This window comes from Mycobacterium sp. B14F4, assembly GCF_039871645.1.
Classification (GTDB): domain Bacteria; phylum Actinomycetota; class Actinomycetes; order Mycobacteriales; family Mycobacteriaceae; genus Mycobacterium.
The window spans coordinates 851280-862832 of sequence record NZ_JBDPMF010000002.1 but is presented as its reverse complement, the minus strand read 5'-3'; the positions used below and the strand labels follow the sequence as shown (position 1 = coordinate 862832).

The following is an 11553-nucleotide window of genomic DNA, read 5'->3' as shown; positions in this document are numbered from 1 at the left end:
CCGACAGCGGACCTCTGACCAGCGGAAACTCAGCGCGAGGCATTTACTTGGGCGTCATCTGGACTTAACATTTAACCCGTGGCCGCTCCGAGGAGTGTGGAGCGGCGACCGGTAAGGAGGCAGACGGATGCCAAATCGAACTGCACAGCAGAAAACCAATCTCAAGCGGGCCTCGGCTGTCATGGGTGGCAGCGCTGTGGTGGCGCTGGCCGCCCTCGGAGTGGCCATCGGGCAGGACTCGGGGACGACTGTCGGCGCCCCTGACACCGGGGCCGCCACGACCTCGACCACACCGGTCAAGATGGCGAGCCCGACCATCAAGGGTCCTGCGCCGCTGCCGTCGGAGCAAGCGGCAGCGACAGATTGAGGGAAACTCACCCACCCCTGGTCCGGAAAGGTACGCGTCGCCCCAGTCCATGAGGCCGATGTCATCGGAGTCGAGGCTAGTTCGGTCGGCTTACCAGCAGCGTCGCTCGGTAGTCTTCGAGGGTGGCCACGTCGTCCGGGGTGCGCGGGTACGGGTCGAGCGCCTGCAACGCGATCAGATACCCGTCGGAGCGCACCGCCTGCCTGTTCTGGCCGGGCGCTGGGTTGGTATTGAACTCGACCGTCGTCGGCCGGCCCTGACCGCGCTCGACCTCGACGGCGACACGCGCCTGCCCGGTCCAGACACACTCGACCTCGGTCGGGCACCGCGAGTCCTCGAGTACTTGCGTGAACCGAAGTCGCAGCGGCGCGCCGATGATCGTGGCCTGCTGCCCGCCGGCCAGCGTGAACGGCTGGCCGAGGGCCGCCTCGATGCCGTTCGCGCGGGCCGGGTGGCCGCCCTGACACGAGACGAGCGCCAGCACGACCACCGCCGCCAGCCACGTACGCGCCCTCACCCGTCGAAACCTTCGTCCCAGGTGTGCACGGGTTCGTTGCTGTGCATCCGCACCCCGTAGCGGCGCAGCATCTCGGCCAGCGCAGCGGGCCGGGCCATACCGTGCTCCTGCAGCGCGCGCACCGTCGACACCTGCCATGCGGCGCCGTTGCGCCCGGTCTTGGCGCGGCCCTCGATCACGCCGAGGTAGCGGTCCCGCACCTCGGCGGCGACCTCCCAGCGGCGCAGCCCCTCGTCGGCCATCGGCAGCAGCTGGCGCAGCACCAGTTCGTCGGGCGTCACCTCGCCGAGGCCGGGCCAGTACAGCCGCGCGTCCATCCCTCGCTGGGCGGCCTCGGTGAAATTATGGTGTGCCGCAGCGAAACTCATCTTGGTCCACAGCGGGCGGTCCTCCTCGGACAAGGTCCGCAGCATGCCGTAGTAGAACGCGGCGTTGGCCATCATGTCGACCACCGTCGGACCTGCGGGCAGCACGCGGTTCTCCACGCGGAGATGAGGACGGCCGTTCACGACGTCGTACACCGGCCGGTTCCACCGGTAGATCGTGCCGTTGTGCAACCGCAGCTCGGACAGCCTCGGGGTGCGGCCCTCGGCCAGCTCACGAAGCGGGTCCTCGTCGGACAGCTCGGGCAGCAGCGACGGGAAGTAACGGACGTTCTCCTCGAACAGGTCGAAGATCGACGTGATCCAACGCTCGCCGAACCACACCCGCGGGCGGACGCCCTGGGCCTTGAGTTCGTCGGGCCGGGTGTCGGTGGCCTGGGCGAACAGCTCGATGCGGGTCTCGGCCCACAGCTCATGGCCGAAGAAGTACGGGGAGTTGGCGCCCAGCGCCAGTTGCGGGCCGGCCAGCACCTGCGCGGCGTTCCAGTTCTTCGCGAAGTCGGCGGGGGAGACCTGCAGGTGCAGCTGCATGCTGGTGCAGGCGGACTCCGGGGCGATCGACTCGGTCTGCAGGCTCAACCGCTCCGGGCCCACGATGTCGATCAGGATGTCCTCGCCGCGGGCGGTGAAGATCGAGTCGTTGAGTGCCTGATACCGCGTCGACTCGCTCATCCAGTGCCCCGACAGGTGCTCGGGCATCAGCGTCGGCAGGATCCCGATCATCACGATGTGCGCGTCGTGGCGGCCGGCCTTGGCCTCGGCCGCGTTGAGGCTGGCCCGCACGTCGTCCTCGAGTTCGAGCGCCGCCCGGCCGGGCAGCCGCCGGGGCGGAACGTTGAATTCGATGTTGTACGCGCCCAACTCGGTCTGGTAGGCCGGATCGGCGATCGCCTCGAGCACCTCTTGATTGCTCATCGCGGGCTGGTAGGCCGAGTCGACGAGATTGCACTCGATCTCCATGCCGGTCAGCGGGCGCTCGAAGTCGAAACTCGATTGGTTGAGCATGGTTTCGAAGACGTCGAGGCACTGCTGCACCTTGCGGCGGTATTCACGGCGGTGCGCGTGGCTGTAGTCGGTCTGCTTGACTTCTTCGCCCACACCGCCATTGTCGGCGAGCGTGCGGGTTTGCACACTGACACGCCGCGAATTGCGACATTTCTTGCCCGCTCACTCCCTTCATCGGCAACGCCACCACCCTGATCTCCGGCGGGGGCGTGGCCCTGCTGACCGACCCGAACTTCCTGCACCGGGGCCAACACGCCGACCTCGGCTACGGGCTGGCGGTCACCATGGACGGCCGCCAGGGCGCCGACACTGTCGAACTTCTCGGCCTGCCGATGACGATCCCGGTGCACTTCGACGGCTACGGTGTGTTCGCCTCGCCGCTGTCGGACTTCGTCGACGAGATGAAGCGGCGCGGCCTGGCCGACCGGATCATCGAATTGAAGCGCGGTTCGTCGGTCGCCGTCTGATACTGACTCAGTGTCAGCGCCATGGCCGGGCGACGTGGACCAGGGTGGACTCGAACAGGTTTCGACGGTTGACCGGGTCGCGTCGCTCACGGGTATCCGAGCCGTCGCCGCGTTGCTCGTGATGGCCACGCACGCTGCGTACGGCACCGGCGCGTACAACCGCGGCTACCTCGGACTCGTCTTCGCACGCATGGAAATCGGTGTCGCGATCTTCTTCGTGTTGTCGGGCTTACTGCTGTTCGGCGCGTGGGTGCGGGCGGCCGCCGAGGGAACCGCGCCGCCGGCGCTGCGCCGGTATGCCCGCAGTCGGTTCCGGCGCATCATGCCGGCCTACATCGTGACGGTGCTGCTGGCCTTCGTCCTGTACGAGTTCCGTGACATCAGCCCAAACCCGGGCCACACCTGGTCGGGCTTGCTGCGAAACCTCACGCTGACGCAGATCTACAGCGAGAACTATCTCACCCTCTACACGCACCAGGGCCTGACCCAGATGTGGAGCCTGGCGGTCGAAGTGGCGTTCTACGCCGCGTTACCTGGGCTCGCGTACCTGTTGCTGGTCGTGCTGTGCCGCCGCCGGTGGCGAACGGGTGTGCTGTTGGCCGGGCTCGCCGTACTGGGTGCGCTGAGTCCGCTGTGGCTGGTGGTCCTACATACCACCGATTGGCTGCCGGACGGCGCCGGCCTGTGGCTGCCGCACTATCTGGTGTGGTTCGTCGGCGGCATGACTCTTGCGGTGTTGGCGGCCAGCGGTATTCGGTGTTACGCGGTCGCGGCCGTTCCCGTCGGGGTCATCGTGTACCTCGTGGTGGCAACTCCGATCGCGGGCGAGATCGACGCTCCCGCGCTCAATTTGGCCCAGGATGTGGTCAAGGTGGTGTGCTTCGCGGCGATCGCGACGCTGGTCGTCGCGCCGTTGGCCCTCGGGGACACCGGTTGGTACTCCCGGTTGCTGGGGAGCAGGCCGATGGTGTGGCTGGGTGAGATCTCTTACGAGATCTTTCTTCTGCACGTGCTCGTGATGGAGATCGCGATGGTGTCGGTGCTGCGCTGGCCGGTGTACACCGGCTCGGTGGTGGTGCTGTTCGTCGTGACGCTGGCGCTCACGATTCCGGTCGCCTGGCTTCTGCATCGGCTGACCCGGCCCGCCCGCCGCGTCGAACGCGTCGCGGTTTGAGCCGCATTCAAGCGGGTATCAAGATCGAGTGAAGCTGATCGGCGCGCTCATCGCGCGGCATCCGGCGCTGTACGACGTGCTCGATGCCCTCATCGAGTACGGCCAGGAGCGTTGGCCGTCGGTGTGGCGCGCCGTCGAGCGTCAGCGGCGGGCCACCACCACCTGAGGGCTGATCGGCCCGCCGCGCAACTCGAGGCCGATTCGCGGATCGGCGTGCGCGGCCAGCGCGCGAAGCGCGGACGGGCTGTAGGCGCGCAACGAGCTGATCACGCCGTCGTGCGCGAACGGAATCACCGGCGCGAGCGGCAGCATCGTCGCCAGCCGCAGCAGATGCAGCGGCGCCGGCGGCCGCGGCAGGTCGATGATGAGCAGCGTGTCCGCCACGCGGGTGCCCTCGGCGAACACCCGGGATGCCGCCGACGGCGGTAGGTGGTGAAACGACAGCACGAACACCGCGAGGTCGAACTCGCCGTCGGCGGCGTCGATCGCCGTGGCGTCCATGCGCCGCACCGTCGCCCGCGGGTGCGAACCGAGATCGCTCTCGGCCATCGCCGTGACGGTTTCGTCCCCGACATCGGTCACGGTGAGGCGTGCGGTGGGATGCCACTCGAGCAGCTTGCGCGACAACCCCCCGTGGCCGGCGCCGAGCTCGAGGATCCTCGGGTCGGGCACGTCGGCGACCGTGTCGAGGGTGATCGTCGCGAATCTCTCGGTGTTGCCGAAGAACTCGCCGGTCCACTCCAGTGCCCGGATGACGCTGCGCTTTATCGAGTCGTCGACGTCGTCGCGATCGAGGTATTCCCGTCGATCCGTGCGCAGCATCCGATCCAGGCATGACGCGTCCGGCCCGCCGCGGGGCATGCGGTCAATGTCGGTGAGCGGCTCTGCCATGTAGTCCATGATGGACGACGGAGCGCCGTCACCGAAGGGAGCAGGGTTGGCCGAGGACCGCGAGTTCGTAGCCGCGATCGACCAGGGCACGACGAGTACCCGATGCATGATCTTCGACCACGGCGGCGCGGAGGTCGGCCGCCACCAGCTCGGACACGAGCAGATACTGCCCAAGGCCGGCTGGGTGGAACACAACCCCGTCGAGATCTGGGAACGCACCGCGTCGGTGCTGATGTCGGCGCTCAACAAGACGAACCTGTCCGCCGCGGACCTCGCGGCGCTGGGCATCACCAACCAGCGTGAGACGGCGCTGGTATGGAACCGCAGGACCGGCAGGCCCTACTACAACGCGATCGTCTGGCAGGACACCCGCACCGACCGCATCGCCTCGGCGCTGGACCGCGACGGCCGCGGCGACGTGATCCGCAGCAAGGCGGGACTGCCTCCGGCGACGTACTTCTCCGGCGGCAAGGTGCAGTGGATCCTCGACAACGTCGACGGGGTGCGCCGCGACGCCGAGAACGGCGACGCGATCTTCGGCACGTCCGACACCTGGGTGCTGTGGAATCTCACCGGTGGGCCGCGTGGTGGTGTGCACGTCACCGACGTGACCAATGCCAGCCGGACCATGCTGATGAACCTGGAGACGCTGGACTGGGACGACGAGTTGTTGTCGTTCTTCGGCATTCCGCGTCAGATGCTGCCCGAGATCCGGCCGTCGTCCTGCCCGCAGCCCTACGGCGTCACGCTCGCCGACGGGCCGGCCGGCGGTGAGGTACCGCTGACCGGCATCCTCGGCGACCAGCAGGCGGCCATGGTGGGGCAGGTCTGCCTGGACGCGGGCGAGGCCAAGAACACCTACGGCACAGGCAATTTCCTGCTGCTCAACACCGGCGAGAAGATCGTGCGCTCGGAGAACGGGTTGCTCACCACGGTGTGCTATCAGTTCGGGGAGGCGAAACCTGTTTACGCGCTCGAGGGTTCGATCGCGGTAACCGGATCGGCGGTGCAGTGGTTGCGCGACCAGCTGGGCATCATCCGCGACGCCGCGCACAGCGAACCGCTCGCACGTGAGGTCTCCGACAACGGCGGTGTGTACTTCGTGCCCGCGTTCTCCGGACTCTTTGCGCCGTACTGGCGTTCGGATGCCCGCGGCGCGATCGTCGGGTTGTCGCGGTTCAACACCAACGCCCACATCGCCCGCGCGACGCTCGAGGCGATCTGCTATCAGAGCCGCGATGTCGTCGACGCGATGGAGGCCGACTCCGGCGTGCACCTGGAAGTGCTCAAGGTCGACGGCGGCATCACCGCCAACGACCTGTGCATGCAGATCCAGGCCGACGTGCTCGGCGTCGACGTCGTCAAGCCGGTGGTGGCCGAGACGACGGCGCTCGGTGCCGCGTACGCGGCCGGTCTGGCGGTCGGGTTCTGGGAGAACCCGGACGACCTGCGCTCGAACTGGCAGGAGGACAAGCGCTGGACGCCGTCGTGGAGCGAGGATCAGCGCGAAGCGGCCTACGCGGGTTGGCGCAAGGCGGTCGAGCGCACGCTCGACTGGGTCGACGTCGAGTGATCTGTGCACCGCGACCGGCGCTCACCGCCGGACTTATTCCGGTGCCGACCGCCTAGTCGGACTCGCCGAGGATGCCGTAGATCTCGCGGCGCGCGTTGTTGACGATGTCGACGATCCGCTGCTGCTGCTCGTCGTTGGCGGCGTAGGCGGACTGCGCGACGGCGCCCATCAACTGGGCGACGGCACTGCGCAGGTTGACATGGCCCGGCTCGACACCGTCGGCGATCTCCTCCCACGGCGGCGTCTCGATCTTCTCCGCGGCGGCGCGACCGTCGTCGGTGAGCTCGAAAAGCTTCTTGCTGCCGGCACTTTCGGTTCCGGCGATCAAGCCCTCATCGACCAGCAGCTGCAGCGTTGGATACACCGATCCGGGGCTGGGTCGCCACAGGTTCTGGCTGCGCTCGGCGATCTCCTGGATCATCTCGTAGCCATGCATCGGCCGGTCGGCGAGGAGCTTGAGGATGGCAGTGCGCACGTCTCCGCGACGGCCACGTCCGCGACCGCCACGTCGACCCCCGCGCGGTCCGCCAGGGCCGAAACCGAAGCCGCCGCGCGGATCGAAGCCGAACTCGAAGCCGCCGCGACCGGGCCCGAAGCCCGGAAAGCCGGGGCCGGGACCGGCGTCGTGCTGGCGCATCTGCTCGCGCAGGTTCTCGCGGAACTCGCGCCGCGCATGACGCCGCTGCTGGTGCAGGGCGCGGCGATCGAGTGGGGTGAAGCCGAAGCCGCCGGGTGGCGGCGTGAATGGGTTGGTCATCTGTGTCCTTGCATCGGGAGGAAACGCCCGATCGCGTTTCCGATACGTTGACGATATATCGGAAACTATCGTGATGCAACGCCCGGCGACGATGGGCCTCGACGGCGCGGAACCCACACCGACACGGACGTTCAGTAGACGACCTGCTGCGTTGCGCTGTTCACACCGTTCTGGCAGGAAACGTCGACGTCCCAGGTCGTGCCCGTTTGGATACCGGGGAACCAGAGGTTGTGGGTGCCGTTCTCTTGCAGATAGAAGGGGACGCCGTAGACCGGCACGCCGGGTCCGTTCGGAATCGCGGTGTAGGTGCACCACCCACTGCTGGCCGGGCCGCCGAAGGACATGACGTGAACGGTGACGCCGAGCGCGTCGGTGTTCGTGTTGACCCAGGTGAACGCATGCGCGCTGCCGGCACCCGCGAACAGCGCCGCGGCGGCCGCGGTCGTGCCGAGGCCGGCGACGACGGACTTCTTGAGGCTGCGCTTCATGGTGGAACTCCTTCTCATGGTCGCGACCCCCGGTGGGCCGCTCTCACGGGTAGGAGTGCGCGCCTGCGCGGGCTCTTACGGTTTTTCCCCGACGGGATCGGCACGCGCGTCGATCCCGTCGATCACCGAGCGTGCCCACTCGGCCTGCATCACGTTCGACCGCAGGCCGTAGTCCAGCGCCGCCAGCCCGTAGAACGTGCCGTCGTCGTCGCCCCATTCGATCGAATCCCGCAGTGCCGTCAGGCGTTCGACCTCGGTGTCGGCGTGCTCGGCCATCGCCACGAGGTGCGCCCGGGCCTGCGTGCGCGGTATCTCGCCCAGCAGGAAGACGCGAAGCAGGCCGGCGCTGCGAAACGGTGGGTCGTCCTGCGGGCTGGTGATCCACCGGCGCAGCTCGGCGCGTCCGGCGTCGGTGATGCGGTACTCCTTGCGGCCGCGCGGCCCGATGTCGGCCACCTCGATCAGCCCGTTGTCGGCCAGCTTGTTCAGCTCGCCGTAGAGCTGGCTCTGCGTGGCGGGCCAGACGTTGGCCATCGACTTCTCGAAGACTCGCAGCAGGTCGTACCCGCTCGCGGGATGTTGAGCCAGAAGCCCCAGCGCCGCAATCCGCAAGCTCATGGACAGACCATACACCATTGACATGTCATGATCGACATGTCAGAGTCGGAATGTCGAACACAAGGAGACCCCCATGACCGAGACTTCGGACGCCTCAGCACTCTTCGGCACCGGCGCATTCCACCTGCGCGGCAACTACGCGCCCGTCGCGGACGAGTTGACCGAGTACGACCTTCCCGTGGATGGCGCGATCCCGCCCGAGATCGACGGCTGGTATCTGCGCAACGGGCCGAACCCGCGTCAGGCGACCGCACACTGGTTCACCGGCGACGGCATGATCCACGGCGTCCGCATTGAGGGCGGCCGCGCGAAGTGGTACCGCAACCGGTGGGTGCGCACCGACAGCTTCGTCTCCGACTTCCCCGTCTACAACGCCGACGGGACCCGCAACCTGCGGTCCAGTGTCGCCAACACCCACATCGTCAACCACGCGGGAAAGACGCTCGCGCTCGTCGAGTCGTCACTGCCCTACGAGATCACCAACGACCTGGAAACCTTGGGTGCCTACGACTTCGGCGGCAAGCTGGTCGACTCGATGACCGCACACCCGAAGATCTGCCCGACCACCGGTGAACTCCATTTCTTCGGGTACGGCAACATCTTCACCCCGCATGTCACCTATCACCGCGCCGACTCGAACGGCGAGCTGACCATCAACCGTCCGCTCGACGTCCCCGCGCTGACGATGATGCACGACTTCGCGCTGACCGCAGAGCATGTCATCTTCATGGACCTGCCGATCGTGTTCAACCTCGACGCCGCGCTCAGCGGTGAGGGTGACATGCCGTACCGCTGGGACGACGACTACGGCGCCCGGCTCGGGGTGCTGCGCCGCGACGACCCGTTCGGCGCCGTCACGTGGTTCGACATCGACCCGTGTTACGTCTTCCACGTCGCAAACGCCTACGACGACGGCGATTCTATTGTTCTGCAGGCAATCCGGTACCCGGAACTGTGGCGCGGCACCGGCGGATTCGACGCGGACGGCGTGCTGTGGTCCTGGATCATCGACCTGACGACCGGCACGGTGTCCCAACGCCAGCTCGACGACCGCGCGGTGGAGTTCCCGCGCATCGACGACCGGCTCGCAACGCTGCCCGCCCGGTACGCGGTCTCGGTCGGCGACGGGCGACTGGTGCGCTACGACCTGACGACCGGCGACGGGGTGGAGCATGCGTTCGGATCGCCGGAGGCTCCCGGCGGCCCGGGCGAGGCGGTGTTCGTCCCGTCGACGTCGGGACCCGCGGACGAGAGCAGCGGCTGGTACCTCGGCTACGTCTACGATCCCGTGCGCGACGGCAGCGACCTGGTCGTCATCGACGCCTCCGACTTCACGGGTCCCCCCGTCGCGAGAATCCAGCTGCCGCAGCGCGTTCCGTACGGCTTCCACGGCAACTGGATCGCCGGCTAGCCCGGTGGCGTGAAGCCGCCGGATTGCGGAGGTGGCGGAACCGGCTGCGGCGCAGCGGCCGGGGCCGGGTAGGACGCCGATGGCTGCGCAGGCGCCGGCCACTGCGGCGGTATCGGCGGCTGCGCGACCTGCAGGCGCGCGAGTTCGCGCCGGTGCCGCTCGGCGAGCACGGCGGCCAGCACGAGCTGCGCGGGTGTGCCCGGTGGCGGTGGCGGCGAGATCTGCGCCACGACGTCGCTGGTGATCCGGTAGGCCATCTGGTCGCGCACCACGGGATCCAATTGCGAGGCGCGGCTGAGGAATTGGCGGGCCAACTCGGCCTGTTCGGGACGCAGCCCCGACAGCTGCAGCGACGACGCCCACCACGCGAGGTGGGGCGGCATCGGCGGCGGCGGGGTCATCCGCGGCGCGCGCTCGCTGATCACCATCGTGCCGGCGAAGATATCACCGATGCGCTTGCCCTTCGACGACAGCAGGCTGCAGATGACCGCAGGCCCGCCGCTGAGCATCCAGATCTCGATGACGCCGGCGAGCGCGCGAAAGAGCGCTTGCCGGAACCGCTCCGGGCCGCCGTCCTCGGACACCACTCGCAGACCCAACGCGATCTTGCCCAGCGACCGGCCGCGCGTCGTGGTCTCGAACACCAACGGATAACCGACGAGGGTGAGCACGGTGAAGATGATCAGCACGGCACCCGACAGCGCCGGGTCGAAGTCCAGCAGCGTGACGGCCCACAGCAGCACCCCGATGAGGTAGAGCAGCGCGACGACGGTGATGTCGATGATCGCGGCCACCGCACGGATCGGTAACTGGGCGATCTGAACGTTTAGAATCACCGCGTCCCCGGTGACGACGGGTTCTTGCGGGCCGACCATACCCGCCCACGCTACTAGGATTGCGCAGGTGGATGTCGACGCGTTCGTGCTGGCGCACCGCCCGACGTGGGACCGGCTCGAGCAGCTGGTCAAGCGGCGGCGGAACCTCACCGGCGCCGAGGTCGACGAACTCGTCGATCTCTATCAACGGGTCTCGACGCACCTGTCGATGGTGCGGACCGCGTCCGCCGACTCGGTGCTCGTCGGGCGCCTGTCGGGGCTGGTGGCGCAGGCGCGCTCCGCGGTGACGGGTGCCCACGCGCCGCTGTGGCGCGAGTTCGTCCGGTTCTGGACGGTGTCGTTCCCGGTGGTCGCCTACCGGGCGGGGCGGTGGTGGCTGGCGACGGCCGTCGCGTTCCTGGTCGTCTCGGCCCTGATCGCCCTGTGGGTGTCGGGCAGCCCCGAGGTGCGCGCGACGGTCGGAACGCCAAGCGAGATAGAGCAATTGATCAACAACGATTTCGCCGACTATTACAGCGAGCACCCGGCCGCGTCGTTCGCTTTGCAGGTGTGGGTGAACAACTCGTGGGTTTCGTTGCAGTGCCTGGCGTTTGCGATCCTGCTCGGTATCCCGATCCCCTACGTGCTGTTTCAGAACGCCGCCAACCTCGGCGTGATCGGCGGCCTGATGTTCGGAGCCGGCAAGGGCGACATGTTCCTCGGCCTGCTCACCCCGCACGGGCTTCTGGAGCTCACGGCCGTCTTCTTGGCCGCGGCGGCGGGGATGCGGCTGGGCTGGACGGTCATCTCGCCGGGCAACCGTCCGCGGGGGCAGGTACTCGCCGAACAGGGCCGCGCGATCGGGGCGGTGGCGGGCGGACTCGTGGTGATGCTGTTGGTGGCCGGTCTCATCGAAGCGCTCGTGACGCCGTCGCCGCTGCCCACCGCGGCCCGCATCGCGATCGGCGTGGCCGCCGAGATCGCGTTCCTGGCGTACATCGTCCACTTCGGCCGCAGGGCCGACCGGGCGAGGGAGACCGGCGATGTCGAGGACGCACCCGACGTCGTACCGACCGGCTAGGGCGGA

The 11553-nt window shown here is 68.1% G+C and carries 13 protein-coding genes and 1 pseudogene; 7 read left to right on the top strand and 7 right to left on the bottom strand.

Features of this window, described 5'->3' with window-relative positions:
* Nucleotides 1–127 precede the first annotated feature (127 nt).
* A complete protein-coding gene (locus ABGB19_RS09520) occupies nucleotides 128–367 on the top strand; it encodes a hypothetical protein (protein ID WP_347685599.1) in 240 nt (79 codons plus the stop codon).
* Between the two features lie 76 nt (nucleotides 368–443).
* Here ABGB19_RS09520 and ABGB19_RS09515 read toward each other — a convergent pair whose 3' ends face one another.
* On the bottom strand, nucleotides 444–884 hold the full coding sequence (locus ABGB19_RS09515; RefSeq protein WP_347685598.1) for a hypothetical protein: 441 nt from the start codon (nucleotides 882–884) through the stop codon (nucleotides 444–446).
* On the bottom strand, nucleotides 881–2365 hold the full coding sequence (locus tag ABGB19_RS09510) for a glutamate--cysteine ligase (RefSeq protein ID WP_347685597.1): 1485 nt from the start codon (nucleotides 2363–2365) through the stop codon (nucleotides 881–883). Before ABGB19_RS09510 ends, ABGB19_RS09515 begins: the two co-directional genes overlap by 4 nt.
* Before the next feature lie 163 nt (nucleotides 2366–2528).
* Between ABGB19_RS09510 and ABGB19_RS09505 the strand changes: the two are divergent.
* From ABGB19_RS09505 to ABGB19_RS09495, 3 genes and pseudogenes are all read left to right on the top strand, one after another.
* A pseudogene (locus tag ABGB19_RS09505) lies at nucleotides 2529–2739 on the top strand (MBL fold metallo-hydrolase); the annotation flags it as partial.
* Nucleotides 2740–2749: 10 nt separating this feature from the next.
* Nucleotides 2750–3913, top strand: coding sequence for an acyltransferase (locus tag ABGB19_RS09500; RefSeq protein WP_347685596.1), 1164 nt, complete (start codon nucleotides 2750–2752; stop codon nucleotides 3911–3913).
* A 28-nt stretch (nucleotides 3914–3941) separates the two neighbouring features.
* Complete coding sequence (locus ABGB19_RS09495; protein WP_347685595.1) at nucleotides 3942–4079, top strand: hypothetical protein; 138 nt, start codon at nucleotides 3942–3944, stop codon at nucleotides 4077–4079.
* Here ABGB19_RS09495 and ABGB19_RS09490 read toward each other — a convergent pair.
* Nucleotides 4055–4813 carry a class I SAM-dependent methyltransferase gene (locus tag ABGB19_RS09490; protein ID WP_347685594.1) on the bottom strand — a complete coding sequence of 253 codons (759 nt, stop codon included), beginning with the start codon at nucleotides 4811–4813 and terminating at the stop codon, nucleotides 4055–4057. The two genes, ABGB19_RS09495 and ABGB19_RS09490, sit on opposite strands and share 25 nt — an antisense overlap.
* A gap of 1 nt (nucleotide 4814) precedes the next feature.
* Between ABGB19_RS09490 and glpK the strand changes: the two genes are divergently transcribed.
* Entirely contained in the window at nucleotides 4815–6377 is a 1563-nt protein-coding gene (gene glpK, locus ABGB19_RS09485) for a glycerol kinase GlpK (protein WP_347685682.1), read from the top strand.
* A gap of 52 nt (nucleotides 6378–6429) precedes the next feature.
* On the opposite strand, the gene ABGB19_RS09480 is transcribed toward glpK, so the two are convergent.
* The 3 genes from ABGB19_RS09480 to ABGB19_RS09470 form a co-directional block, all read right to left on the bottom strand.
* Complete coding sequence (locus ABGB19_RS09480) at nucleotides 6430–7134, bottom strand: PadR family transcriptional regulator (protein ID WP_347685593.1); 705 nt, start codon at nucleotides 7132–7134, stop codon at nucleotides 6430–6432.
* A 131-nt stretch (nucleotides 7135–7265) separates the two neighbouring features.
* Nucleotides 7266–7622: a hypothetical protein gene (locus ABGB19_RS09475; protein ID WP_347685592.1), complete on the bottom strand. Its 357-nt coding sequence runs from the start codon at nucleotides 7620–7622 to the stop codon at nucleotides 7266–7268.
* A gap of 75 nt (nucleotides 7623–7697) precedes the next feature.
* The gene (locus ABGB19_RS09470; RefSeq protein WP_347685591.1) at nucleotides 7698–8240 is read right to left on the bottom strand and encodes a PadR family transcriptional regulator; all 543 of its coding nucleotides are present in this window, start codon (nucleotides 8238–8240) and stop codon (nucleotides 7698–7700) included.
* Between the two features lie 73 nt (nucleotides 8241–8313).
* Between ABGB19_RS09470 and ABGB19_RS09465 the strand changes: the two genes are divergently transcribed.
* Complete coding sequence (locus tag ABGB19_RS09465; RefSeq protein WP_347685590.1) at nucleotides 8314–9651, top strand: carotenoid oxygenase family protein; 1338 nt, start codon at nucleotides 8314–8316, stop codon at nucleotides 9649–9651.
* Here the strand turns inward: ABGB19_RS09465 and ABGB19_RS09460 are convergent.
* Nucleotides 9648–10526 (bottom strand): RDD family protein, encoded by an 879-nt coding sequence (locus ABGB19_RS09460; protein ID WP_347685589.1) that lies wholly within the window; start codon nucleotides 10524–10526, stop codon nucleotides 9648–9650. The genes ABGB19_RS09465 and ABGB19_RS09460 overlap by 4 nt on opposite strands.
* 28 nt (nucleotides 10527–10554) lie before the next feature.
* Here ABGB19_RS09460 and ABGB19_RS09455 point away from each other — a divergent pair, with 28 nt between their 5' ends.
* Nucleotides 10555–11547, top strand: a complete 993-nt coding sequence (locus tag ABGB19_RS09455; RefSeq protein ID WP_347685588.1) for a stage II sporulation protein M — start codon at nucleotides 10555–10557, stop codon at nucleotides 11545–11547.
* Nucleotides 11548–11553 lie beyond the last annotated feature (6 nt).